The 23,767-nt window shown below is 65.9% G+C and carries 21 protein-coding genes; 6 read left to right on the forward strand and 15 right to left on the reverse strand.

Annotated features, from left to right (window positions below; all coding sequences use genetic code 11):
* Positions 1 to 12 precede the first annotated feature (12 nt).
* Positions 13 to 1,242 (forward strand): MFS transporter, encoded by a 1,230-nt coding sequence (locus ACQR03_RS30780; protein ID WP_315754195.1) that lies wholly within the window; start codon positions 13 to 15, stop codon positions 1,240 to 1,242.
* Here ACQR03_RS30780 and ccoS read toward each other — a convergent pair.
* From ccoS to ACQR03_RS30830, 10 genes are all read right to left on the reverse strand, one after another.
* On the reverse strand, positions 1,212 to 1,397 hold the full coding sequence (gene ccoS / locus ACQR03_RS30785) for a cbb3-type cytochrome oxidase assembly protein CcoS (protein WP_315715707.1): 186 nt from the start codon (positions 1,395 to 1,397) through the stop codon (positions 1,212 to 1,214). The two genes, ACQR03_RS30780 and ccoS, sit on opposite strands and share 31 nt — an antisense overlap.
* On the reverse strand, positions 1,388 to 3,589 hold the full coding sequence (locus tag ACQR03_RS30790) for a cation-translocating P-type ATPase (RefSeq protein WP_315715706.1): 2,202 nt from the start codon (positions 3,587 to 3,589) through the stop codon (positions 1,388 to 1,390). Before ACQR03_RS30790 ends, ccoS begins: the two co-directional genes overlap by 10 nt.
* 14 nt (positions 3,590 to 3,603) lie before the next feature.
* The gene (locus ACQR03_RS30795; protein ID WP_315715705.1) at positions 3,604 to 4,104 is read right to left on the reverse strand and encodes a FixH family protein; all 501 of its coding nucleotides are present in this window, start codon (positions 4,102 to 4,104) and stop codon (positions 3,604 to 3,606) included.
* Between the two features lie 17 nt (positions 4,105 to 4,121).
* Entirely contained in the window at positions 4,122 to 5,603 is a 1,482-nt protein-coding gene (ccoG, locus tag ACQR03_RS30800; RefSeq protein WP_315715704.1) for a cytochrome c oxidase accessory protein CcoG, read from the reverse strand.
* A 113-nt stretch (positions 5,604 to 5,716) separates the two neighbouring features.
* Entirely contained in the window at positions 5,717 to 6,589 is an 873-nt protein-coding gene (gene ccoP, locus ACQR03_RS30805; protein WP_315715703.1) for a cytochrome-c oxidase, cbb3-type subunit III, read from the reverse strand.
* 6 nt (positions 6,590 to 6,595) lie between these two features.
* The gene (locus ACQR03_RS30810; RefSeq protein ID WP_315715702.1) at positions 6,596 to 6,760 is read right to left on the reverse strand and encodes a cbb3-type cytochrome oxidase subunit 3; all 165 of its coding nucleotides are present in this window, start codon (positions 6,758 to 6,760) and stop codon (positions 6,596 to 6,598) included.
* A 17-nt stretch (positions 6,761 to 6,777) separates the two neighbouring features.
* Positions 6,778 to 7,512: a cytochrome-c oxidase, cbb3-type subunit II gene (gene ccoO / locus ACQR03_RS30815; protein WP_172236801.1), complete on the reverse strand. Its 735-nt coding sequence runs from the start codon at positions 7,510 to 7,512 to the stop codon at positions 6,778 to 6,780.
* A 10-nt stretch (positions 7,513 to 7,522) separates the two neighbouring features.
* Positions 7,523 to 9,169: a cytochrome-c oxidase, cbb3-type subunit I gene (gene ccoN / locus ACQR03_RS30820; protein WP_315715701.1), complete on the reverse strand. Its 1,647-nt coding sequence runs from the start codon at positions 9,167 to 9,169 to the stop codon at positions 7,523 to 7,525.
* Between the two features lie 225 nt (positions 9,170 to 9,394).
* Positions 9,395 to 9,820: a CBS domain-containing protein gene (locus tag ACQR03_RS30825; RefSeq protein WP_315715700.1), complete on the reverse strand. Its 426-nt coding sequence runs from the start codon at positions 9,818 to 9,820 to the stop codon at positions 9,395 to 9,397.
* A 37-nt stretch (positions 9,821 to 9,857) separates the two neighbouring features.
* Positions 9,858 to 10,691 (reverse strand): universal stress protein, encoded by an 834-nt coding sequence (locus ACQR03_RS30830; RefSeq protein WP_434842220.1) that lies wholly within the window; start codon positions 10,689 to 10,691, stop codon positions 9,858 to 9,860.
* Between the two features lie 271 nt (positions 10,692 to 10,962).
* On the opposite strand from ACQR03_RS30830, the gene fixL reads away from it, so the two are divergent.
* The 4 genes from fixL (at position 10,963) to ACQR03_RS30850 (ending at position 14,394) form a co-directional block, all read left to right on the forward strand.
* On the forward strand, positions 10,963 to 12,486 hold the full coding sequence (fixL, locus tag ACQR03_RS30835) for a sensor protein FixL (RefSeq protein ID WP_410052266.1): 1,524 nt from the start codon (positions 10,963 to 10,965) through the stop codon (positions 12,484 to 12,486).
* The gene (gene fixJ / locus ACQR03_RS30840; RefSeq protein WP_315715698.1) at positions 12,479 to 13,096 is read left to right on the forward strand and encodes a response regulator FixJ; all 618 of its coding nucleotides are present in this window, start codon (positions 12,479 to 12,481) and stop codon (positions 13,094 to 13,096) included. Before fixL ends, fixJ begins: the two co-directional genes overlap by 8 nt.
* A gap of 77 nt (positions 13,097 to 13,173) precedes the next feature.
* On the forward strand, positions 13,174 to 13,578 hold the full coding sequence (locus tag ACQR03_RS30845; protein WP_315715697.1) for a response regulator: 405 nt from the start codon (positions 13,174 to 13,176) through the stop codon (positions 13,576 to 13,578).
* 111 nt (positions 13,579 to 13,689) lie between these two features.
* Positions 13,690 to 14,394, forward strand: coding sequence for a helix-turn-helix domain-containing protein (locus ACQR03_RS30850; protein ID WP_315754250.1), 705 nt, complete (start codon positions 13,690 to 13,692; stop codon positions 14,392 to 14,394).
* A 14-nt stretch (positions 14,395 to 14,408) separates the two neighbouring features.
* Here the strand turns inward: ACQR03_RS30850 and ACQR03_RS30855 are convergent, their stop codons facing one another.
* The 4 genes from ACQR03_RS30855 to ACQR03_RS30870 all read right to left on the reverse strand — a co-directional run bounded on the left by ACQR03_RS30855 (position 14,409) and on the right by ACQR03_RS30870 (position 20,381).
* Complete coding sequence (locus ACQR03_RS30855) at positions 14,409 to 15,731, reverse strand: MFS transporter (protein WP_434842221.1); 1,323 nt, start codon at positions 15,729 to 15,731, stop codon at positions 14,409 to 14,411.
* 106 nt (positions 15,732 to 15,837) lie between these two features.
* The gene (locus ACQR03_RS30860) at positions 15,838 to 16,347 is read right to left on the reverse strand and encodes a PRC-barrel domain-containing protein (protein ID WP_434842222.1); all 510 of its coding nucleotides are present in this window, start codon (positions 16,345 to 16,347) and stop codon (positions 15,838 to 15,840) included.
* Positions 16,344 to 18,545 carry an amylo-alpha-1,6-glucosidase gene (locus ACQR03_RS30865; protein ID WP_315754204.1) on the reverse strand — a complete coding sequence of 734 codons (2,202 nt, stop codon included), beginning with the start codon at positions 18,543 to 18,545 and terminating at the stop codon, positions 16,344 to 16,346. Before ACQR03_RS30865 ends, ACQR03_RS30860 begins: the two co-directional genes overlap by 4 nt.
* A gap of 72 nt (positions 18,546 to 18,617) precedes the next feature.
* The gene (locus tag ACQR03_RS30870) at positions 18,618 to 20,381 is read right to left on the reverse strand and encodes an ABC transporter ATP-binding protein (protein ID WP_315754206.1); all 1,764 of its coding nucleotides are present in this window, start codon (positions 20,379 to 20,381) and stop codon (positions 18,618 to 18,620) included.
* Positions 20,382 to 20,672: 291 nt separating this feature from the next.
* On the opposite strand from ACQR03_RS30870, the gene ACQR03_RS30875 reads away from it, so the two are divergent.
* The gene (locus tag ACQR03_RS30875) at positions 20,673 to 21,743 is read left to right on the forward strand and encodes a glycosyltransferase family 4 protein (protein ID WP_315754208.1); all 1,071 of its coding nucleotides are present in this window, start codon (positions 20,673 to 20,675) and stop codon (positions 21,741 to 21,743) included.
* 46 nt (positions 21,744 to 21,789) lie between these two features.
* On the opposite strand, the gene ACQR03_RS30880 is transcribed toward ACQR03_RS30875, so the two are convergent.
* Positions 21,790 to 23,733 (reverse strand): alkyl/aryl-sulfatase, encoded by a 1,944-nt coding sequence (locus ACQR03_RS30880; protein WP_316225090.1) that lies wholly within the window; start codon positions 23,731 to 23,733, stop codon positions 21,790 to 21,792.
* Between the last annotated feature and the right edge of the window lie 34 nt (positions 23,734 to 23,767).

The following is a 23,767-nucleotide window of genomic DNA, read 5'->3' on the forward strand; positions in this document are numbered from 1 at the left end:
GAGGAGATTGCCATGACGGATCTGTCCGCACGGTTGCCGATTGGAGCCGCCGATGTGAATGCACGAAGGGCGGCGCGGCGCGCGGTCCTGGTCGGCCTGCTCGCCTTTTTCAGCCTCGTCGATCTGTTCGCGGCGCAGGCGATGCTGCCGGTCCTCGCGCGCTACTATCAGGTCAGCGCGGCCGAGATGGGGCTTGCCGTCAACGCCTGCACGCTGGGAATGGCGATCGCGAGCCTGGTCATCGGCCTGCTCAGCCCGCTGATCGATCGCCGGATCGGCATCGTCGCCAGCCTTGCCCTGCTCGCCGGCTTCACCGCCTTGCTCGGCAGCGCGCCCGACCTGACGGTGTTCGCAGGCTTGCGCATCCTGCAGGGCCTGTGCATGGCCTCGGCGTTCGCCCTCACCCTTGCCTATCTCGGCGAGCAGTGCACCGCCAGCGAGGCCGGCGGCGCCTTCGCGGCCTATATCACCGGCAACGTCGCCAGCAATCTGGTCGGGCGCCTGCTCTCGGCCGGTCTCACCGGTGCCCTGGGCCTCAAGCCGACCTTCTACGTCTTCGCCGCGCTCAATGTCTGCGGTGCCCTTCTCGCCGCATTCGCGGTCGGAGGCGCGGCCATGCGTGTGCAGGGAACGATGCGGCTGCGCGGCGGGGCCATCGCCGATCACCTGCGCGACCGCCGGCTGCGCGCGGCCTTCGGCGTCGGCTTCTGCGTCCTGTTCGCCTTCATCGGCGCCTTCACCTTCGTGAACTTCGTGCTGGTGCGACCGCCGCTGTCGCTCGGCATGATGGAGGTCGGACTGGTGTATTTCGTCTTCCTGCCCTCGATCGTCACCACGCTGCTCGCCGGCCGGACGGTCGCAAGGATTGGCACACAGGGCGCGATCTGGGGCGCACTCGCAACCGCAGGCCTCGGCCTCGTCCTGATGCTGTCGTCACAGCTCGGGGCGGTGCTCGCCGGCATGGTGCTGGTCGGCGCGGGCACGTTCTTCGCCCAGGCCGTGACCACAGGTTTCGTCGGAAAGACCGCCGCCCACGATCAGGGCGTTGCAAGCGGTCTTTACCTCGCCAGCTATTTCGCCGGCGGCATCATCGGAACGGCCGTGCTCGGCCAGTTGTTCGACCGGTTCGGCTGGACGGCTTGCGTGGCAGGCATCGCCGCCGCGCTCGCGGTCGCGGGATACCTGGCGCGTCGGATGACGCTGCCAGGCGTTCAGGACCGGCTCGGCGCGGCCTCGGGCTGAGCCGGCGGGGCCTGCTCATCATCGTCGGCGATGGCGCGCCAGGCCGCCCCTTCGAGATCCTCATACTGGCCGCTCTTCAGCGACCAGAGAAAGCCGACCAGGCCGGCAAGGCCGAGCGCCAGAGCGAGCGGGACGAGAATGATCATCACTTCCATGACGCGGCCTCCCCGGCCACCTTGCGGGCACGCAGCGCATTCAGCATGACGATGATCGACGAGCCGGACATCGCGGCTGCCGCGATCAGCGGGGTGACGACGCCGCTGATCGCAAGCGGCACCGCCAGGGCGTTATAGCCGACTGCGAGCCACAGATTCTGCCGCATCAGATGCAGCGCCTTGCGCGCGTAGTCGATCGCGGCCAGCACCGGCGCCAGGGGACGACCGAGGAAGACGAGATCCGCGGTGGCTTGGCTCAGATGCGCGGCCGAGATCGGCGACATCGAGACGTGCGCGGCGGCGAGCGACGGCGCGTCGTTCATGCCGTCGCCGACCATCATGACCTTGACGCCCGCGCGCTTCAGCTCCTCGATGCGCGCGATCTTGTCGGCCGGCGTGACGCCGGCGCGCCACTCGCCGATGCCGAGCGCCTTGGCGGCCGCGGCCACCGCCGCCTCGCGATCGCCCGAGAGGATCTCGACCTTGATGCCGCGCCGCTGCAGGCCGGCGACGATCTTGGCGGCGTCGGGGCGCAAGCCCTGCCGCACCGAGAACAGGTACTTGCTGTCGCCGCGGCTGAAGGCCACCACCGAGGCCTCGGGATCGACGCTGCCGGTCTGCGCAACCAGCGCCTCGGCGCCGCAGAAGGTTGGACGTCCCAGCCTGATCTCGACGCCGTCGACGACGGCGCGGACACCCTGGCCCGGCTCCTCGACCGCGCCCATCAGCGGCGACCGCGCATTGGCGGCCTGTGCCACCGCCGCGGCCACCGGATGATGGCTCGACAGCGCGAGCTGGCCGGCCAGCGCGAACACATCTGCAGGGATGTCGGCGGCGTTGACGACCTCGAGCTCCGGCAGCGTCAAGGTGCCGGTCTTGTCGAAGATGACGTGATCTGCCTCGGCGAGGCGCTCGATCGCATCGCCCGCATTGAGCAGCACGCCGGACTTGAACATCGCGCCCGACGCCACGGTCTGCACGGTGGGAATCGCGAGCCCGAGGGCGCAGGGACAGGTGATGATCAGCACGGCAATGCCGGTGACGATGGCGTCATGCCAGCTCGCGCCCATCAGCACCCAGCCGAGCACGGTGAGCGCCGCTGTCGCGTGCACGACCGGCGCATAGAGCCGCGAGGCGCGGTCGGCGAGGCGCATGTAGCGCGAGCGGGCCTGCAGCGCGTTGTCGAGCAGGCGCGTGATCTCGGCGAGCAAGGTGCCCTCGGCCGCGGCCGACACCCGGACGCGCAGCGTGCCGGAAATGTTGAGCGAACCCGCATAGACCGCGGTACCCTGCTCGGCCGGCACGTACAGCGTCTCGCCGGTGATCAGGCTCTGGTCGATCTCGGAGCGGCCCTCGACCACGACGCCATCGACGGCGCAGCGCTCGCCGGGTCGCAGCAGCACGAGATCGCCGGCGCGAACGGCGGCGACCGGTACCTCCGAAATCTCGTCGGGGCCGATGAACTTGGTCGCGGTCTCCGCCTTCAGCGCGGCGAGATTGCCGGCGACCGCGCGAGTCCGCCGCCGCATGTTCTGGTCGAGATAGCGGCCGACCAGCAGGAAGGTCAGCAGCATGATCGCGGCGTCGAAATAGGCGTGCTCGGCGTGGTGGAAGGTCTCGACGACCGACATGCCCAGCGCCAGGATCACGCCGATGCAAATCGGCACGTCCATGTTGACGTTGCCGCTCTTGAGCGCGCGCCATGCCGAACGGAAGAACGGCTGGCCGGCATAGGCCGCGGCCGGCAATGCGATGACGGCCGACAGCCAGTGGAAGAAGTCGCGCTGCTCCGGCAGCATGTCGCTGACATTGCCGGACCACACCGGGATCGACAGCATCATCACGTTCATGGTCGCGAACGCGGCGACGCCGAGACAGCGCAGCAGGAAGCGCGATTCCTCGGCCTCGGTGGCCTCGGCGCTTGCCTTCTCGAACGGATAGGCCTTGTAGCCGAGTTCGGCGAGGCGGTCGATGAACTTGGCCGGATCGAGCGTGCCCTGCTTCCATTCCAGCGCGACGCGGCGGTCGGTCAGGTTGACCCGCGCGAGCGTCACGTCGGGCAGAGCCGAGAGGCCGCGCTCGATCTTGGCCATGCAGCCGGCGCAGCTGACACCCTCGACCGCGAGGTCGATGTGCTTCAGGCCGGCGCCGAGATCCTTGACGTAGTGGGAGAAGTCACGCGTCACATGCATGATCGGAAGTCCCTTCAGTTCAGCAGCACGCGGTTCTTCGACATGAACAGGCGGCGGCCGCTGGAATCACCTTCGAGCACGAGGTCCCACTGGCCCGGCGCGATCGCCTCCGCCGTGCCGCGATAGATGCCGATGCCGACCTCGGCGAGGGCGACGTCCTGATCCGCGCGCTTGTCGGCCGGACGCTCGAGCCGGCCCTGGAAGGTCAGGCCCGAGACGGGATTGCCGCTTGCGTCGCGCGCGTTGACCTGCAGGATGGCGGCACCGCCGGCGCTACGCTCGATATGCGCCTCGACCTGCCAGCGCCGCGCCTCCTGGGCGCGCGCCGCCGCGATCTCCTTCTCGTAGCCGAGGCTGGCGCTGTAGGCGCTGTCGACCTCGGTGCCCGGCAGGGTCGAGATCGCCATCTTCATCATGTAGACGTTGACGCCGATCACGGTCCCGAAGAAGGCGAGGAGCATCGCGAGCACCATGCCTCCGGTCAGCTGGAAAGAAGGATTGGAACGGCTGGCCATTGACAGGCTCCTTAGCTCTACGGGCTGACGAAATTGTCGGTGGCGGAGGCGACGACGCCGAGACCGATATCCGTCACATGGAACTTCACTGGGATGGACTTCGCGGGATTGTTCTCCTCGGGAGCGGTCACCAGGAGGCGCAGCTCCTCGGTCTGGTCGCGCCCGATCACGATCATAGGCCGGTCCGGCGTCACCGAATCCGCACCGACGACGTGGACGGTCGAATTGGCAGGCCCCTCGATGTCGATGGCGATGACGCGATCGAAGCCGTGCTTGTTGAGGACGCGCACCGTATAGGCATTGCGGATCGAGCCGTCGGACAGCTTGATCGCGATCGGATTGCGATCGTGCAGCACGTTGACCTCGAGCAGCGACCGAGTCGCGAGCTTGTAGACCATGGCGCCGCCGACCACGGCGATGATCGCGGCATAGACGATGGTCCGCGGGCGCACGAGCTTGTAGATCGGCGGCTTGCCTTCCTGTCGACGATGGATGTTGATGTCGTTGTCATAGCCGATCAGCCGCGTCGGGCGGCCGATCTTGGTCATGACGGTATCGCAGGCGTCGATGCAGAGGCCGCACTGGATGCAATCCATCTGGGCGCCGTCGCGGATGTCGATGCCGGTCGGGCATACCGCCACGCATTGCTTGCAATCGATGCAGTCGCCGGCCGGCTGGCCGAGCGCCCGCAATTCGGCGGCCTTCTTGACCGACATGCGGCTCTCGCCGCGGTCATAGCGGTAGGTGACGTTGAGCGCCCATTCGTCGGTCAGCGCCGCCTGGATGCGCGGCCACGGGCACATATAAACGCAGACCTGCTCGCGCATGAAGCCGGCGAGCGTGTAGGTCGTCGCGGTCAGGATTGCGATCCAGACATAGGCGAGCATCGGCCCCTGGAAGGTGATGAGATCCTTCACGAGCGTCGGCGCATCGCTGAAATACAGCACCCAGGCGCCGCCGGTCCACCACGCGATCATCAGCCAGATCGAATGCTTGAGCACGAGCTCCGAAATCCGCTCCAGCTTCATCGGGTCGCCGGAGGCATCCTTCTTCATGCGCTCCCGCCGGTCACCCTCGATCAGGCGCTCGACGGCATAGAACAGGTCGGTCCACACTGTCTGAGGGCACAGATAGCCGCACCAGATACGGCCGCCGATCGCGTTCATCAGGAACAGGCCGATGGCGGCGATGATCAGGAGGCCGGTGAAGTAGTACACCTCCTGCGGCCACAGCTCGATGAAGAAGAAATAGAAGCGGTGGTTCGGGAAGTCGATCAGCACCGCCTGGTCGGGCGCGCCGAGGCCGCGGTTCCAGCGCACGAACGGCAGGAAATAATAGACGCCGAGGCAGAAGCCCATCAGGCCCCATTTGATCCGGCGGAAAGTGCCCGAGACGCTCTGGGGATAGACCTTCTTGTGCGCAGCATAGAGCGGACCGTAATCGTCCACGGGCTGCAGGTCCTGAGGCTTCAGGTCGTCCGGTCTTACCGTCTGGTTCATGGCTGGCGGATCATGGCTGGGGGGTCTTCTCGCAGTTGCGGCCGAAGGTATGTCCACCTCCGGCCGCTCAGTTGATCCAGCTCAATTGAAGGGAAAGTTCCGTTGGATTTCCGTTACTTTCCGCCACCCAGCGAGTGGACATAGACCGCCATCGCCTTGATCGTGGTCGGGTCGAGACGGCCCTCCCAGGCCGGCATGACGCCGGCGCGACCATTGGTGATGGTCTCGATCAGGGTCGCCTCGTCGGAGCCGTACAGCCAGATCTTGTCGGTGAGGTTCGGCGCGCCGAGCTCCGGATTGCCCTTGGCGTTGTCGCCATGGCAGGCCGCGCAGTTCTCGGCGAAGACCTTGGCGCCGGCCTTGGCGTCATAACCCGGCCGGGTCGGCAGGCCCGCCAGCTCCCGAACGTAGTTGGCGACCGTGACGATCTCCGCCGGCTTCAGGACACCGTCCTTGCCGAAGGCGAGCATCTGGCCCTCACGCGTCTTCGGGTGACCCGAGCGCACGCCGTACAGCAGGGTCTGCTGGATCTGCTCCAGCGAGCCGCCCCACAGCCAGTCGTCGTCGTTCAGGTTCGGGAAGCCCTTGGCGCCGGCCGCGCCGGTCCCGTGGCAGGCGGCGCAATTGTCGCCGAACACGGTCTTGCCCTTGGCACGCGCCAGGGCCAGCATCGCCGGATCCTTCTCGATGTCGGCGAGCGAGGCGGTCGCGAGCGCGGCCATCTTGGCGCCGCGGATCTTCTCGAGATTGGCAAGCTCGACCGCCACGTCCGCACGGGACGAGTAGCCGAACAGGCCCTGGGTGTTGCTGGAGATGGTCGGCCAGGCCGGATACACGATCCAGTAGCCGATCGCCCAGACGATGGTGATGTAGAAGGTGATCACCCACCACCGCGGCAGCGGGGTGTTGAGCTCCTTGATGCCGTCCCAGGCGTGGCCGGTGGTGGGGGTGCCGGAGACACTGTCGACTTCGGTATGGTCAGCCATGATGAATCAATCCTCCCGCAACGGCATGCTCGCCGCCTCGTCGAAAGCGGCCTTGTTGCGAGGCCAGAGGGCATAGGTCACGATCGCGATGAAGATCGCGACGAAGATCGGGGTCCACAGCGTCGTCACGAGTGACGACGCGATGTTTTCGACTGCAATGATGGGCTTCATGATGTTCGCCTCTGATCTCAGCGCAGATTGGCTTTTTCGTTGTAGATCTTGAAGTCGACCAAGGTGCCGAGCATTTGCAGATACGCTACCAGCGCATCCATCTCGGTCGGCGCACCCGCCTTGCCGTCGAAGTTGCGCACCACCGCCTTCGGATAGCGTTTGGTGAGCGCCTCGGCACCGGCACCGTCCGGATCGACCTGCGCCTTGAGGTCGGCGGCGGCGTTGGCGATCTGGTCGTCGGTGTAGGGCACACCCACCGCCCGCAGCGTCTTCAGGTGATCGGCGACGTTGTCGGCGTTCAGCTCGGTCTCCTTCAGGAAGGGATAGCCGGGCATGATCGATTGCGGGACGATGGCGCGCGGGTTGGTCAGGTGGGTGACATGCCAGTCGTCGGAGTACTTGTTGCCGACGCGGGCGAGGTCAGGACCCGTACGCTTGGAGCCCCACTGGAACGGATGGTCGTACATGCTCTCCGCGGCGAGCGAGAAGTGGCCGTAGCGTTCCACTTCGTCGCGCAGCGGACGAACCATCTGCGAATGGCAGAGATAGCAGCCCTCGCGGACGTAGATGTTGCGGCCGGCCAGCTCGAGCGGCGTATAGGGACGCACGCCGTCGACCGCCTCGATCGTGCTCTTCAGGTAGAAGAGCGGAGTGATCTCGACGAGGCCGCCGATCGCGATCACCAGCAGGATGCCGATGACCAGGATGATCGAGTTCTTCTCGAAGACTTGGTGTCGTTGCCAGAAAGACATGGTTGATACCTCACTCCGCCGGCTGAAGGGCGACGGGCGACTGAACTTCTTCCTCACCGACACGGACCGTCATCCAGAGATTGTAGGCCATGATGAGTGAGCCGATCAGGAACAGTGCGCCACCAGCGGCACGGATGATGTAGAAGGGGTGCATCGCCTCGACGGTCTCGATGAACGAGTATTCGAGGAAGCCGAGCGCCGTGTAGGACCGCCACATCAGACCCTGCAGGATGCCCGAGACCCACATCGCGGAGATGTAGAGCACGATGCCCAGCGTGGCCGTCCAGAAGTGCCAGTTCACGAGCTTGAGGCTATAGAGACCCTTGCGGTTCCAGATCCACGGCACCAGGCAGTACAGCGCGCCGAAGGAGACGAAGCCGACCCAGCCGAGCGCACCGGAGTGCACGTGACCGATGGTCCAGTCGGTGTAGTGGCTGAGCGAGTTGACCACCTTGATCGACATCATCGGACCTTCGAAGGTCGACATGCCGTAGAAGGCGACCGAGACGACCAGCATGCGCAGCACGGGGTCCGTCCGCAGCTTGTCCCACGCTCCCGACAGGGTCATCAGGCCGTTGATCATGCCGCCCCAGGAGGGCATCCACAGCATGATCGAGAAGGTCATGCCCAGGGTCTGCGTCCAGTCCGGCAGCGCCGTATAGTGCAGATGGTGCGGGCCGGCCCAGATGTAGAGGAAGATCAGCGCCCAGAAGTGGATGATCGACAGCCGATACGAGTAGATCGGACGCTCAGCCCGCTTCGGGATGAAGTAGTACATGATGGCCAGGAAGCCGGCGGTCAGGAAGAAGCCGACCGCGTTGTGGCCGTACCACCACTGGAACATCGCATCCTGCACGCCACCCCAGGCGATGTAGGACTTGGAGCCGAACAGCGACACCGGAAGCGCCGGATTGTTGCCGAGGTGCAGAACCGCGATCGTGACGATGAAGGCAAGATAGAACCAGTTCGCCACGAAGATGTGCGGCTCCTTGCGCTTGATGATCGTCGTCAGGAAGACCAGCAGGTAGACTACCCAGACGATCGTCAGCCAAAGATCCGAGTACCATTCGGGCTCGGCGTACTCCTTGCCCTCGGTGACACCGAGCAGATAGCCCGTGCCCGCGATCAGGATGAAGAAGTTGTAGCCGATCACCACGAACCAGGGCGCGAGATCACCGGCGAGACGCACGCGGCAGGTCCGCTGCACGACGTAGAACGACGTCGCCAGCAGCACGTTGCCGCCGAAGGCGAAGATCACCGCCGAGGTATGCAGCGGCCGCAGGCGGCCGAAGCTGGTCCATGGCAGGTCGAAGTTCAGCGCGGGCCAGGCCAGTTGCGAGGCGATGATGAGGCCGACCGTGAAGCCGGCGATGCCCCAGAACATCGACATGAACGAGGCGAACTTGATCGGACCGAGATTGTAGTTCGGCCGACCATTGATCTCCTGCGGAGGCAGCTCGCGGCGCTCGAAGTAGCGGTTGAGGATGAAGAAGACGGACGCCGCGCTGGCGGCAGCCGCGAGCGAGGCGTGGAACGCGAAGGCCGTATCCAGTGCCTTCGCCGCAGCGAAGACGCACAGGAAGGCGGTGACGGCAAAAGTGAGCGACAAGCCACTTTCGCCGATGGTCATGGATTTTGTGGATGAGGACGCGCTCATGCGGAATCTCGCTGAAAGAACACGAGCCCAGCAACCACAATCGTTCACACGTGGAATTGATCGAAATCAACTTTGCGACCAGTTCGCCGGTAAACAGGCGGAGTGTTGCACGACGACGCGGCCCGACGCGGTTTCGCTCGCAGACACGGCGACGGCCGGCATGCAGCGATGCATGCCGGCCGTCATTAGACGTTCGTAGCAGGCTTCGGACTCAGCGCGCCGCGCTCAATCCTTGGCGGCAGCCGCCAGCGCTCGCACGATGTCCTCGCGGGCGACGATCCCGACCACGCGGTTGTCGGCATCGGTCACGGGAAGGCTGCGGATGCGATGCTCGACCATCAGCTGCAGCACGCGCGTCAGCTTCGTATCCGGCCGGACGTAGATGAACTCGGACGTCATCACGTCGGCGACCGTCCGGTTCATCAGGTCGCTGTAGCGCGGCAGCATCTGATTCGGCGTGAAGGCAAAGCATTTCAGCACGTCGAACTTGGTGACGATGCCGATCACCTCGTCGTTCTCGACGACGGGGTAGGTGTTGAAATCGTCGCGGTCGAACATCTCGCCGAGCTCGCGGATCGTCGTCTCCCGGGTCACGGTCGTGACGTTCCGCGTCATGTAGTTGCCGGCGGTTTCCTCGAGAAATCTGTACAAGGCGGCAATCCTGTTCTCGAATGGAGCGGGTCGAATTTCAGTGCGACAGCAGAACGCAACGCTCGCTGCGCGTCATCAGATGCTCGGTGACCCCGCCGAGCACGAGCTCGCGGAATCGGGAATGGCCATAGGCGCCCGCCACGACGAGACCGGCCGAAAGATCGGCGGCGACGGCGTCGAGCGTAGCCGCAACGTTGCGCCCCTGCCCCGGTTCCGCGACGCGCGCCGATGCGACGATCTTGTGACGGCCGAGCCATGCGACGACGTCCGCAAGACGCGCCGCGCAGGCGTCATATTCCGAGGCGGTCTCCGGGATCTCGGCGACCACGACGCCGCTCGCCTTGGCGAGCAGCGGCAGGGCATCGGTCAAAGCGCGGCGCGCCTCTGGTGTCTCCTTCCAGGCCACCAGCACGGTCCCGAGATCGAGCGAACTGGCGTTGTCCGGCACCACGAGCAGCGGGCGCCCGGCCTGCATGACGAGATCCTTGGGATTGGCGACCGCGAACGCATCGGACACCCCGGGCGGCACGCCGCCGGTGACGAGAATGTCGGCGGCACGGGCCTGCGCCAGCACGTAGCGCGCGGGGAAATCCACGGCGCTGCGCCAGCTCAACGACGCAGCCCGGTCACCCACTGCGGTGCGGAACTGCTGCTCGAGCTCGGCCAGTCGATTCCGCAGCGCGGCCTCACCCTGCTCGATCAGATCCTGCGCCTGCTCGCCGGTCGTGAAGTAGAGCGGCGGCGCGAATTCCCCGGCCGCCACGCCGATGACACCTGCGTCAAAGCGCGCCGCCAAGTCGGCCGCGACCTGAAGGCGGGCCTCATTCGGCTGACTGAGCGCAAGGCTCACCATGACAGTCGCGAACGTCATCCCGCCTCTCCAAACATTGCTTCCATGCAACTCTTAGAGGTGAAATCGCCTGCCGTGATGAGATAGATCAAGGTGCGGCGGTGAAGCACGGGCGGCAGGACACCGTTGGAACCCGGCCCAGGATCGGAGAAGGCCTTGAATTGTCGAACCAAAGTTTAAGTCGGGCCGGGTTGCAGGGGCGCAATCTGGTATAGGATACCGCGGTGGTCGGCCTCCCGGCCGCGGCGGCAACGGCGAATCGGACAACGGCGAATCGATCAAAGGCCTCGAATTGCGCGACTTCACCCACCCCTTCCCGGATGCATCCGCCAGGCTCGACGACGCTCCCGAGGACGCTCGGAGGCTGGGCTTCGGCGCGTGGGATCTCGATCTGGCCTCGGGCGAGTTCTACTGGTCGGTGACGACGCGGAAGCTGTTCGGCGTGGCGGCCGATCAGCCGGTGACCTACGGGTCCTTCCTGGCGCTGCTCGCGCCCGAGGATCGCGCGCCGGTCGAGGCGGCGATCGAGGATTCGCGCCATCGGAGCACCGGGTTCGACATGTCGTTCAGGGTGTCCGGCGGCGGCCACTGGATTCGCGTGCTTGCCGGCGTGGTCCCCGACGAGGCCGGCGCGCCGCACCATCTGCGCGGCATCGCCCTCGACATCGACCAGGAGAAGCGGCTGGAGGAGACGCTGCGGCTGCGCGAGCAGCATTTCCGCTCGATCCTGGACACCGTGCCGGACGCGATGATCGTGATCGACGGCAGCGGCACCATCCAGTTCTTCAGCTCCGCGGCGGAGCGGATGTTCGGCCTCACCGAGGCAGAAGCGGTCGGCCTTGACGTCAGCGAATTGATGCCCGAGCCGGACCGCTCGCGCCATGCCGGCTACCTCACCCGCTACCATGCCAGCCGCGAGCGCCGCATCATCGGCATCGGCCGCATCGTGACCGGCCGCCGCCGCGACGGCACGACATTCCCGATGCATCTGTCGATCGGCGAGATGCAGTCCGGCGGCAAGCCCTATTTCACCGGCTTCGCCCATGATCTCACCGAGCACCAGCAGACCCAGGCACGGCTGCGGGAACTGCAGTCGGAACTGGTCCACGTGTCGCGCCTCAGCGCCATGGGCGAGATGGCCTCGGCGCTGGCGCATGAGCTCAACCAGCCGCTCGCCGCGATCAGCAATTACATGAAAGGCTCGCGCCGGCTGCTGGCCGGCAGCAGTGATCCGAACACGCCCAAGATCGAGAGCGCGATGGACCGCGCCGCCGAGCAGGCGATTCGCGCCGGCCAGATCATCCGCCGTCTGCGCGATTTCGTCTCGCGCGGCGAATCGGAGAAGCGGGTCGAGAGCCTGTCGAAGCTGATCGAGGAAGCCGGCGCCCTCGGCCTTTCCGGCGCCCGCGAGCAGAACGTCCAGTTGCGCTTCCAACTCAATCCGGAGGCCGATCTCGTGCTCGCCGACCGGGTCCAGATCCAGCAGGTCCTGGTCAATCTGTTCCGCAATGGACTCGAGGCGATGTCTCATTCCGAACGCCGCGAGCTCAGTGCGACAAATTGCAGACTCAGCGACGACTTGATCGAGGTCTCGGTATCCGACACCGGAACGGGATTCCACGACGACGTCATGCCCAATCTCTTCAAGACCTTCTTCACCACCAAGGACACCGGAATGGGAGTCGGCCTCTCGATCAGCCGGTCCATCATCGAGGCCCATGGCGGGCGCATGTGGGCCGAGAACAACGAAGCGGGAGGCGCGACGTTCCGCTTCACCCTGCCCGCGGCCTCCACCAAGGTTGAGCACGATGGCTGAACGGGCCAAGGTCTATGTGATCGACGACGACGAGGCGATGCGGGATTCGCTCAACTTCCTGCTCGATTCATCAGGCTTTGACGTCACGCTGTTCGAGAACGCGGAGGTCTTTCTCGGCCGACTGCCGATGCTCCCTTTCGGCTGCGTCGTCTCGGACGTGCGGATGCCCGGCATCGACGGCATCGAGCTGCTCAAGCGCATGAAGGCCGCCGGCAGCAGCTTTCCGATCCTGGTGATGACCGGCCATGGCGACGTGCCGCTCGCGGTCGAGGCGATGAAGCTCGGCGCGGTCGATTTTCTGGAGAAGCCGTTCGAGGACGAGCGACTGGTCGCCATGATCGAAACGGCCATCCAGCAGGCCGAGCCGGCCGCGAAGAACGAATCGGTCACGCAGGACATCCTGGCGCGCGTCGCCAGCCTGAGCCCCCGTGAGCGCCAGGTGATGGATGGACTGATGGCCGGTCTCTCCAACAAGCTGATCGCGCGCGAATACGACATCAGTCCGCGCACCATCGAGGTCTACAGGGCCAACGTGATGACCAAGATGGGAGCGAACAGCCTCTCCGAGCTGGTGCGTCTGGCGATGCGCGCAGGCGCGCTGAAGGATTGAGCTAGATCAAGCTACCTTGACAGAATCGAGTGTTATCTTGCGCCTCGGTTCAACATCACATTCTCGCGGCACGTGCGATGTCGGCTCACACAAAACCTACGGTCTACGTAGCCGACGACGATGCTGACGTCCTTGGCTCGCTGCGCTTCCTGCTGGAGGCCGATGGCTTCGACGTGCGCACGTTTCGCAGCGGCACCGCGCTGCTCAAGGCCTCGGACCACGCGCCCGTCGACTGCTTCGTGGTCGACTACAAGATGCCGGAGATCAACGGCGTCGAGCTCGCCGAACGGTTGCGCAAGCAGGGGGCGACCGCGCCGGTGGTGCTGATCACGGGGCACTACGATGACCGGCTTGCGGCGCGCGCGGCGGCCGTCGGGATCCAGGATTTCCTGCTCAAGCCGCTGCTCGACGACAATCTGGTGAAGCGGATCCGCAAGGCGATCGCCAACGACCATTCGGGTACCGCCCAGCGCGTCTCCTGAGCGGGCCGGCTACGTATATCTACGTAAGGAACCCCCCTTAAGATAACGGCCGAAATGTCCTTAACGGGAGCCGCCGTGTACCACATCGCCATCCGCCGCAAGGAGATGGTCATGCTCAATCAGTCGATTACCAATTCGGTCGTCAGCACCAACGCCCCCCACGCCGTCCCCTCTGCTGTCGTCTCTCCTGCCGCCAATCCCTTTGCCGAGATCACCGGCCATGCCGGGCTGATCGCCAGCGAGTTCTCCTACAAGAAGGACGAGGAGATCTATGGCGAGGATGAGCCGGCCGAGTACGTCTACCAGGTGATCTCCGGCGCGGTTCGCAGCTACAAGCTGCTCTCCGACGGCCGCCGCCAGATCGGCGCCTTCCATCTTCCCGGTGACGTTTTCGGCCTCGAATTCGGCTCCATGCATCGCCTCGCCGCCGAGGCCATCATCGATACCACCGTGCGCCTGGTGAAGCGCCGCAGCCTCGAACAGGCCGCAGGCGTCGACGTCGCGGTCGCCCGCAAGCTCTGGACCATGACGGCCGGCGATCTCCGCCATGCCGAGGACCACATGCTGCTGCTGGGCCGCAAGACCGCGATGGAGCGCGTCGCGACCTTCCTGCTCGAGATGGACCGCCGCCTCGCGGTCGCCGGCATGATGGCGCTGCCGATGTGCCGCCGCGATATCGGCGACTATCTCGGCCTGACCCTGGAGACCGTGTCGCGCGCGCTGTCGCAGTTGCACAGCCAGGGCGTTCTCGGCTTCTCCGGTGCCCGCCAGATCGTGCTGCGCAACCGCCAGCGCCTGCGCAGCATGGACGCCTGAGGCGCCCTGCCCGTTCACGCCCTGCGCCGGCGGTGCCCGGTCTCGGGCATCAGCAGCGCGATCAGAAGAAGACCTGTCAGCGCCACGCCCGACAGACCGATGAAGGCGGTGGCGCTGCCGTAGCGGTCGCTGGCGAAGCCGGCGACGACGGTGGACAGCGATCCGCCGATTCCGGACGCCGTCCCGACGATTCCCTGCGCCAGATTGAAATGCCCGCTGCCGAAGGCGACGTCGGCCACCGTCAGCGGAATCATGACGGCGAACACGGCCGCCGTGACGCCGTCGAAGATCTGCACCGCCACCAGCACGTAGGGATCGTGCACGACCGCGAACAGCGCGCCGCGCATCGCGAGCGCGGCAAACCCGAGCATCAGCAGCGGCCTGCGGCCCCATTGCTGCGCCACCGCGCCGACCGAGGGCGAGGTCAGCGCCACGATCGCCTGCGGCACCACGATGCAGAACGCGATCAGCATCGGCGCCCATTCGCTCGATTTCGTCGTCACCACGCCGGCCATCAGCGGCAGCATCGCCGCATTGGCGAGTTGCAGCAGGAACACGCCGAGCGCGAACACGAGCAGCGCGCGCTGGCGCAGCAGGCCGAGCAGATTCGACAGCCGCGCGACCTCCTTGTCCTCGTGATCGGCCCGGCCGTGCGCCCGCGCGACGTCGATCTCGCGATCGCGGATTCGCGACAACGCGATCAGCGTCGGAAAGGCGAGAATGAAGGTGACCAGGAACACGGCGCGGCTGGACAGCAGATAGCCGCAGGTGCCCATCACGGCCGCGGCCACACCATTGCCGAGCGACGCGAACCGCGCATTGCGGCCGAGCCGCTCCGCCATGCCGCGCGGCCCGACCAGGCCGAGGCTGATCGCCGCGATCGCGGGTCCCAGCACGCAGCTCGCCGCCGCATGCAACGTTGCGGCAGCCGCGACCACGGGAAAGATCGGCCAAGCCGCATAGGCCAGCGCGCAGCCGCCGATGGCCGCGATGGCAAGGCCGGCGACGCGGCGCTCGGATCTGGCCGCATCGATGATCGCGCCGCCCGGCATCTGCCCGATCAGCCCGACGACGCCGCCGATCGACAGCACCAGGCCGATCTGCGCCTGCGTCCATTTCTGCGTCGTCAGATAGACCGCGATGAAGGGACCGAAGCCGGTCTGCACGTCGGCCAGGAAGAAGATGAACCAATCCAGCCCGCGCAGGCTCTGCCGCGACGGCGCCGGTCTTGAAGTCTGGCCATGATCCTCCCCGGCATCCGGACGCGCGCCCGCCTCTGCCGCGCCGTCAGGCTCGGGCTCCCGGTCAGGCGATCTCGACGGCCGTGCAATCGGCATGGCTCTCACATCTCAACTCATCTCAACTCATGAGGCTGACGGGACAGAACATCCCCACCATGTTCCGCTGCACGCGCAGGCCGGACCGGCAATCTCACGCATCAACTCAATGATCGAAATCCCAGGGAGACAGCTTGCCGGACGCGCCGAGCACGACGACCGGCTTGTCCTCCTTGTATTCGGGCGCGGCCTTCACCTGCTCCTTGGTGAGGTCGAGCGTGACCTGGTCGCTCTTCTCGGCGATGTGCTTGAAATCGAGCGCGGTCCAGTCGACCACGATCTTGCGGCTGCCGACGCCGAGGAAGCCGCCGAAATCGATCACCGCGGCGCGCACCGTGCCGGTGAGATCGACGATGACGTCGACGATGTGGCCCATGTCCTCGCCGGTCGAGCTGCGCACGTCGCGACCGAGCACGCCATGCGCATCGCGCGCGCCGAGGATGGTAACCGAGGGCGGCGGTGCCGGCTCCTTCGCGGGCGCCGCGGCATCCTTGGCAGGCGGTGCCGGCGACGGCTGCTGCGCATGCCCGTCGCCGACATACGGACCGATGAGCAACGGCAGCGTGACGAGACAGCCGCAAGCAGCTCGGTGGAGAGCGGGTTTCAACGCCATCATTGCGCCAGCACCAGCGAGACCTGGATCTGACCGCGCCGCCGCAGCACCTCCATGGAGATGTCCTCGCCATGGCGGCGAATGCGCAGGTCGATCGTGGAGCTGCCGAGCCTGAGATCGCGCAGCACCACCCAGTCCAGGAAGGCGGGCAGCCGCGGATTGCGCAGACGGATCTCGCCGCGCGCGGCGTCGAACTCGAGCCCGAGCGCCGCCTCGAGCAAGGTGAACGGCGTCGCGCTGGCCCAGGCCTGCGGCGCGCAGGCCACCGGATAGAGCGTCGGGCCGCGATGCTTCTCGCGCCGGAAGCCGCAGAACAGCTCCGGCAGCCGGCGCAGATCCATGTAGGACGCCGCTTCGAACAGGCCGCCGAACACCTGCTCGACCGCATGCTTGAGGCCATAGCGCGACAGGCCGAGCGCAATCAGCGCATTGTCGTGCGGCCAGATCGATCCGTCGTGATAGGACATCGGATTGTAGCGCGCTTCGCCGCAGGCCACGGTGCGGATGCCCCAGCCCGAGAAGAAATGCGGCCGCAGCAGTTCGGCGGCAAGCTTGCGGGCGCGATCCTCGCGCACCATGCCGCTGAACAGCAGCTGCCCGGCGTTGGACGTCCGGACGCGGCAGGGCTGCTTGTGGCCGTCGAGCGCGAGCGCATAGGTGTTCAGATCCTCGCACCAGAAGGCGTCCTCGAACCGTTCCGCGAGATCAGCGGCCTCGGCCTGGAGCCGGTCCGCCATCTCGGCCTTTCCGAGCCGACGGGCGCAACGCGCCGCCAGCTGCTTGCCGGCAAACACATAGCCCTGCACCTCCGCAAGCGCGATGTAACCTTCCGCGAGACGTCCATCGGCATGGAACACCGCGTCGTAGGAGTCCTTCCAGCCCTGGTTGGCGAGACCCTGCTCGGAGGCGCGCTGATATTCCACGAAGCCATCGCGATCGGGATCGCCGGGGCCGTCGATCCAGCGCAACGCCAGCTCGATCGCCGGCCATAACTCCCTCAGGGTGTCGATGTCGCCGGTGCGCTCGATATAAAGCCCGGCGAGCAGCACGAACAGCGGCGTGGAATCGACGCTGCCATAATAGCAGCCGAACGGCACCTCACGCAGCGCCGCCATCTCGCCGCCGCGCATCTCGTGCAGGATCTTGCCGGGCTCGGCATCGGACAGCGGATCGGTCGTGCGCGCCTGATGCACGGCGAGCCGGCGCAGGACGCCGCGGGCAATGCGCGGATCGACCCACAGCATCTGCATCGCGGTGATCAGCCCGTCGCGACCGAATGTGGTCGAATACCAGGGAATGCCGGCATAGGGATAACGCCCCTCCGGCGTATCCGTCATCAGGATGTTCAGATCGGCCGCTGCCTGGCACAGCACCTCGTTGAGGATGTCGTTGGAGGTCTCGATGCTGGCGGCGCCAACGGTGCATCGGCGCATCTCTCGGCGATGGGCGAGCAGGCTGCGGAAAAAGGGCCGGGGCCGCTCGCCGGCCTTGGCGTTGCACATCACGGCCACGAACAGCGAGGCCGATTCCTGCGGGGCAAGGTCGAAATGATAGGTTGCGACATTGACGGTGAGATGCGTCGGACGCGGATCGAAGCTCACGTCGGTGGTGCGCAGGACATTGTCCAGGCCGCGATAGTGCAGGACCACCTCGGACGGGTCCACCAGCCGGCTCGAGCCGATGCCGCGCCGCGGCCGCACGGTGCCTCGCACCTCGAAAAGGTCGGCAAAATCATTGTCGAATGTCAGCTTGAGATCGAAGCTGGCATGGCGATCGCCATGGTTCTGCAGCCCGATGCGCTGATAGGCCGTGCCATGCCAGAGAAAGATCGTGCGCACGATGTGCAGCATATCCTTCGGCAGCACCAGGCGGCCCTGGCTGTAGATGTCGGGATTGGTGAGATCGACGGTCAGCGCGGAGTTGTCGTCGCGCAGGCTCGAGCCGAGCAGCAGGGGCTGAACGTCGTCCAGCGTCAATTCGAGCCGCGCGAGATAGCGCGTATCGGCGTTGAAGAGACCGTCCGGTCCGCCGGCCGAGGCGCCGATGTCGCCATGGCCGTCGAGGACGATGAACGTATCGTCGTGCTTGAGCGAGCGCCGCGGCCGGGACGCCGGCCCCGTCATGGGAATATAGAACGGCTGCTCGACAGGCTCGTCCGTCTGGGTGATCAACGACAGTGTGCTTGCGACTTCGGCGGACATGTTGGCCTCATGCGATGTTGAAGTGCCCAGACAACCGAGAGTGCACGTTCTCGACGCGACCCGACGCTACGATCAGGCGGCGAACTTGGCGAGCCGGTTCATCTCCTGGGTGACGAGCTCACGATACGGGCCCTCGTCCTGCATCAGCCGGTCAGGCGCTCCGTCCTCGATGATCCTGCCCGATTTCAGCACCACCACGCGGTCAAAATTCCGCAAGGTCGCAAGGCGATGCGCGATCGCAATGACGGTGCGGCCGCGCATCAGACGACTCAACGCCTCACGTATGGCCTCCTCGGACTCGCTGTCGAGCGCGGCGGTGGCCTCGTCGAGCAGAAGGATCGGCGCATCCTTGAGGAAGGCGCGCGCGATCGCGATGCGCTGGCGCTGCCCGCCCGAAAGCTTGACGCCGCGATCCCCGACCATTGTCTGCAATCCCTCCGGCAGCGTCTCGACGAAGTCGCAGCGCGCCGCGATCGCCGCCCGCAACACCTCGTCGTCGGTCGCACTCGGACGTCCGTAGCGAATGTTCTCCAGAATGGAGCGATGAAACAGCGAGATGTCCTGCGGAACCACCGAGATCGCCTCGCGCAGGCTCTGCTGGGTGACCTTGGCGATGTCCTGGCCGTCGATCGTGATATGCCCGGCTTGCGGATCATAGAACCGTTGCAGCAGCGTGAACAGGCTCGACTTGCCGCCGCCGGACTGTCCAACCAGGCCCACGCGCTGGCCCGGCTGCAGGCGCAGCGTGAAATTCTCGAACAGCTTGTGACCGCCAGGATAGTGGAAGGTGATGTTGTCGAAGGCGATGGCCGCACCGCTCTTGACCAGCGGCTCGGCCTGCGGGTCATCGCGCAGCTCGTGCGGCTGCAGCAGGGTCGCGATCGCCTCGCTCATGCGCGCCACGTGCTGGGTGACATCGACCAGCGCCACCGCCAGATCCCGCGTCGCGTTGAGAATGCAGAGGCCGAGCGTGCAGACCAGCACGACGTCGCCGGTCGTCGCCCCGCCCCGCTGCCACAGCGAGATCGCCCACGCCATGAGCGCGATCGTCAGCACGATCGTCACCGTCGCGTGCAGAATGCGCAGCTTCTCGAGGTAGCGGAGACTGCGCCCGCGTGCCTCCAACTCCCTGTCGACCGTCGCGTCGAACCGGTCGTGCTCGTGGCGCAGGCCGCAGAACGCGCGCACCAGCGGCATGTTCGAGATCACGTCGACCATCTCGCCGTCGACCATGGCCGCCTTGTCGGCGAAATCGTCATGCAGCGGCTTGCCGGCGGCCGCCAGACGGAACATCGCCGCCACCATCATCGCCGCGATCAGCAGCAGGCCGATGGCCATCGGGCCGCTCACGGTTCCGATCAGGCAGATCGCCGCGACCGTGGCGAGGCATGGCGGCAAGACGTTCCAGACGAACATGTTCTCCACGGTGAACACGGCGTTCGACGTCGCCGTGATGCGGCTCGACAGCATGCCGGGCAGACGGTCGCCGAAATAGCTCGGCGAATGCCCGGTGAGATGACGGAAGATGTCGCGCCGGAGATCTCCGGTGACACGGACGAAGGTGAAGCTCGCGATCCAGCTGGCGACACGCCAAAGAATGTTGTCGGTCGCGATCAGCGCCATCAGCAGCACGAACGCGGCCCAGACGTTGCCGCCGCCCGCAGGCCCTGCCGAGAGGCTGTCGACGAGCGATTTCACGCCATATTGCGTGCCTACCGAACAGGCAACCGCACCGATGACGGCCATCAGAATCACGAGGTGGGCGGTGGGGCGCTTGCGCAGATAGCGCATCACGAAGGGAAAGGGTCGGTGCGCGTAGCCAGAAAGCTGATCCATGGTCTTCCCGTTGATGAGCGAGGTCGTGGCGACACCTGATGCGGCCAGATGAACGACGAACGGTTTCTCGGGTTCCGTGCGCCTTCGCGGCGCAAACCTGCCCTCCGACGATGCCGCGGCAGCAGCGTTGGAGAGCGGGGATGGCATCAATGAGACGGCACGGAACACGTTGTGTCGAAGAAAGAGTGATCGCGTGAATGGAACTTCGCACATGCGACAACGTTCCCGCTGTGGCAGTGCCGGTGCCATTGGGGATTCATCCATGATCGGTCACGAACAGGAGACGATGAGATGCGCATTGCGCAAATAGCTCCATTGACGGAGGCCGTGCCTCCGAAGCTCTACGGCGGCACTGAGCGGGTCGTCCATTGGTTGACCGAAGAGCTCGTTGCCCTCGGACACGACGTCACCCTGTTCGCCAGCGGCGATTCGCAGACCTCGGCGAAGCTCTCTCCGACATGGCCGAAAGCACTGCGCCTCGACGGCTCGGTGAGGGATCCGAACGCGCTGCACATGGTGATGCTCGAAAACGTGCGGCAGCAATGCGACGACGAACAGTTCGACATTCTGCACTTCCACCTCGACTACTACCCGTTCTCCCTGTTCCACCGGCAACCCACACCGTTCCTGACCACCTTGCACGGCAGGCTCGATCTTCCGGAGCACCAGCCGGTGTTCTCGGTCTTCAAGGATGTTCCCGTCGTCTCGATCTCGGACTCGCAGCGCCGGCCGGTGCCGAATGCGAACTGGGTGCGCACCGTGCTGCATGGACTGCCCGCAACGCTCCTGATTCCCAAGCCGGTGACGCCGAGCTATCTCGCCGTCCTCGGACGCATCGCCCCGGAAAAGGGTGTCGACCGTGCCATCAAGATCGCCATGCGCTGCGGGATTCCGCTGAAGATCGCGGCCAAGATCGATCGCGCCGACCAAGACTATTATGAGCAGACGATCCGTCCCTTGATCCACGGCAATCCGCTCGTCGAGTTCATCGGCGAGATCAGCGATCACGAGAAGCCGGAGTTCCTGTCCGGCGCGCTCGGCCTGCTGTTGCCGATCGATTGGCCGGAGCCGTTCGGCCTGGTGATGATCGAATCGATGGCCTGCGGCACGCCCGTGATCGCCTACAACCGCGGCTCGGTTCCCGAAGTGATCGACGACGGTGTGACCGGCTTCATCGTCGAGGACGAGCTCAGCGCGGTAGCGGCCGTCAGTCGCCTGCCCGAGCTGAGCCGCGCCCGCGTGCGCGCGCAGTTCGAGCGACGCTTCACCGCGCGCCGGATGGCGCTCGACTATCTCGCGGCCTATCGCAGCCTGATCGACATCGCTGCGCCGCGCATCCGGCTGGTCAGCAGCGCCGAATAGCATGAGGAGGCCGGGCAAGTTCGGCGAGCCCGGCCTCCGCCTCATCTCAGGTGACGGCAGCCCGCTTCGGCTCGACGATCTCGAACATACGCGGGAACTCGTCCATCAGCGACATCAGCTCGGCCAGCCGCATCGGATTGCCCGCGAAGCTGATCTTCCCGGCGGCGACCGCTTCCGGAAAGCTCGTGGCCTTGGCAATGACCGCATCGAGCGTCGAACGCGCCAGCGTGAACCCCGCATCGGCGGTCGACGCCTGCACGCCGACCGCATAGGTCAGCGCACAATTCTGCAAGGTGAGCACGAAGCGCTCGCCGGTGTCGGTGAACGTCCAGTTCAGCACGATATGCTTGCCCTCCGCCTTGGGCCCGTTCAGCCTGACCCCGAGCACGTCCCATAGCTGCTCGGTGCGCAGCGCCGCCAGCGTCTCGCGCGGCAGGCCGGGCCGAGCCGGAACCTCCGGCATACCCTGGCGCAGCTCCTGCGCGCCGAACAGATAGGCATTGCGCCAGGTCGCACTCTCGGCGGCATAGCCGAGCTGCTCCAGCGTGTCGGCCAGCAGCGCGCGCGCCTCGGCATTGTCCGGCTCGGCGAAGACGAGATGACCCACGACCTGCGCGACGAAGCGGAATTCGCCGTTGGCAAAGTCCGCGCGCGCCCGCGCCAGCAGCGCCTCTGTCCCGCCCATATAGGAGACGTATTTCCGGCCGGCCTCGACCGGCGGCAGCGGATCGAGATTGACCGGATTGGCATCATACCAGCCGAGATATTTCTGGTAGATCGCCTTTACGTTGTGGCGGATGTGGCCGTAATAGCCGCGCGCATGCCATGCCCCTTCGAGGCTCCGGGGCAGCCTGATCTGCTCGGCGATCTCACTTGCGGTCAGGCCATGATTCATCAGCCGCACGGTCTGGTCGTGGGCAAATTTGTAGAGATCGCGCTGTTCGCGGATCATGCCGTCGACACGGCTCGCGCCCCATATCGGCCAATGATGCTGGCCGCACATCACCTCCGCCTTGCCGCCCCACAGTTGCAGCGCCTCGCCGAGATATTTCGACCACGCCAGCGCATCGCGCACGTCGGCGCCGCGAAACGGCAGCAGGTTGTGGAAGTTGTGCGTGCAGTTCTCGGCGAGGTTCAACAGGCGATAGCGCGGCACGAAGAAATGCATCTCCGCCGGCGCCTCGCTGTTCGGCGCCATCTGGAATTCGAAGGTGAGACCGTCGATGACCCGGGTGTCCCCGGTCGCCATGATCAGGTCGGTCGGCCGCAGCAGCGCAACGGCTCCCGCCGCCATGGTCTTGCCGAGCCCACAATCGACATGGCCCTTCGGCCCCTTCGCGAGCAGCGGCCCGAACTGATATTGCGCCCGGCGCAGCATCGCAGGGCCGGCGATGATGTTCTCGGAGACCGCATGCTCGATGAACAGGTTCGGCGCGATCAGCGGCACGCGGCCGCTGGCCATCGCGTCGTCGTCGACCACGCCGCGCGCGCCGCCCCAATGATCGGTGTGGGTATGCGTGAACATCACCGCCGTGACCGGCCTGACGCCGCGGTGCTGGTAGTACAGCTCCAATGCGGCCTGCGCGCCCTCGATCGAGGTCAGCGTGTCGACCACGATCACGCCGGTGTCCCCCTCGATCAGCGTCATGTTGGCGATGTCGAGCCCACGCACCTGGTAGACGCCGGGCACGACCTCGAACAGGCCGTGATGCATGTTGAGCTTCGCCTGCCGCCACAGGCTGGGATTGACGGTCGGCGGCGCCTGCTCCGCGTCAAGGAAGTGGTAAGGCGCGAGGCTCCAGACGGTGCGCCCCTGCGCCGTCGTCACCTTGGCCTGATCGATCGTGCCGAGAAAGCCGCGGGCGGCATCATCGAAATCGGCGGTGTCGCCGAACGGCAGCGCCTCCAGCACGGCCTGCTGCGCTGCGCTCACGGCCGCGCTGGCCTCCTTCGGATCCTTGGTGCCATCTCCGCTGACCGGCGCGCTCATGACTGTTTCCTCCGCAACGACGTTGGCACGATGC

It is taken from the genome of Bradyrhizobium sp. HKCCYLS3070, from assembly GCF_051167575.1.
In the GTDB taxonomy this organism is placed as follows: domain Bacteria; phylum Pseudomonadota; class Alphaproteobacteria; order Rhizobiales; family Xanthobacteraceae; genus Bradyrhizobium.

Coding starts and splice junctions, on each gene's coding strand:
- ACQR03_RS30780 (WP_315754195.1), top strand. CDS start 13: ATGACGGATCTGTCCGCACGGTTGCCGATTGGAGCCGCCGATGTGAAT.
- ccoS (WP_315715707.1), bottom strand. CDS start 1,397: ATGGAAGTGATGATCATTCTCGTCCCGCTCGCTCTGGCGCTCGGCCTT.
- ACQR03_RS30790 (WP_315715706.1), bottom strand. CDS start 3,589: ATGCATGTGACGCGTGACTTCTCCCACTACGTCAAGGATCTCGGCGCC.
- ACQR03_RS30795 (WP_315715705.1), bottom strand. CDS start 4,104: ATGGCCAGCCGTTCCAATCCTTCTTTCCAGCTGACCGGAGGCATGGTG.
- ccoG (WP_315715704.1), bottom strand. CDS start 5,603: ATGAACCAGACGGTAAGACCGGACGACCTGAAGCCTCAGGACCTGCAG.
- ccoP (WP_315715703.1), bottom strand. CDS start 6,589: ATGGCTGACCATACCGAAGTCGACAGTGTCTCCGGCACCCCCACCACC.
- ACQR03_RS30810 (WP_315715702.1), bottom strand. CDS start 6,760: ATGAAGCCCATCATTGCAGTCGAAAACATCGCGTCGTCACTCGTGACG.
- ccoO (WP_172236801.1), bottom strand. CDS start 7,512: ATGTCTTTCTGGCAACGACACCAAGTCTTCGAGAAGAACTCGATCATC.
- ccoN (WP_315715701.1), bottom strand. CDS start 9,169: ATGAGCGCGTCCTCATCCACAAAATCCATGACCATCGGCGAAAGTGGC.
- ACQR03_RS30830 (WP_434842220.1), bottom strand. CDS start 10,691: ATGACGTTCGCGACTGTCATGGTGAGCCTTGCGCTCAGTCAGCCGAAT.
- fixJ (WP_315715698.1), top strand. CDS start 12,479: ATGGCTGAACGGGCCAAGGTCTATGTGATCGACGACGACGAGGCGATG.
- ACQR03_RS30845 (WP_315715697.1), top strand. CDS start 13,174: ATGTCGGCTCACACAAAACCTACGGTCTACGTAGCCGACGACGATGCT.
- ACQR03_RS30850 (WP_315754250.1), top strand. CDS start 13,690: ATGCTCAATCAGTCGATTACCAATTCGGTCGTCAGCACCAACGCCCCC.
- ACQR03_RS30855 (WP_434842221.1), bottom strand. CDS start 15,731: ATGCCGATTGCACGGCCGTCGAGATCGCCTGACCGGGAGCCCGAGCCT.
- ACQR03_RS30860 (WP_434842222.1), bottom strand. CDS start 16,347: ATGATGGCGTTGAAACCCGCTCTCCACCGAGCTGCTTGCGGCTGTCTC.
- ACQR03_RS30865 (WP_315754204.1), bottom strand. CDS start 18,545: ATGTCCGCCGAAGTCGCAAGCACACTGTCGTTGATCACCCAGACGGAC.
- ACQR03_RS30870 (WP_315754206.1), bottom strand. CDS start 20,381: ATGGATCAGCTTTCTGGCTACGCGCACCGACCCTTTCCCTTCGTGATG.
- ACQR03_RS30875 (WP_315754208.1), top strand. CDS start 20,673: ATGCGCATTGCGCAAATAGCTCCATTGACGGAGGCCGTGCCTCCGAAG.
- ACQR03_RS30880 (WP_316225090.1), bottom strand. CDS start 23,733: ATGAGCGCGCCGGTCAGCGGAGATGGCACCAAGGATCCGAAGGAGGCC.